The 257-nt window shown below is 46.7% G+C and carries 1 pseudogene; it reads right to left on the bottom strand.

The features are described from left to right. Positions 1–226, bottom strand: a pseudogene (locus AC2Q9J_RS18200) (flagellar protein FlaG); the annotation flags it as partial. Positions 227–257 lie beyond the last annotated feature (31 nt).

Raw genomic sequence — 257 nt, forward strand, 5'->3', positions numbered from 1 at the left:
TTTCGTGTTTCATAAATTTTATGCCAGTACGTTGTTGGTCTAGGACTTGATTTGCCTTCTCGACAGCTGCCTCTAACTTGGTAACGTGTTGAGGCGTCGGAAGAATGACGATGCCTTCGTCAGCGAGCTTCGCTTGGTTCGCTTCGACGAACACGTTTTTCGTTTGTTCATACGGCAAGACGGAAGAAGGTAGGTGAAGCCGGACTCCAGAAATGGTCGGGTTCATATGGTTCTACTCCCCTTTTAATTGTTCTCAT

It is taken from the genome of Planococcus sp. RAB007_Raresut, from assembly GCF_057369535.1.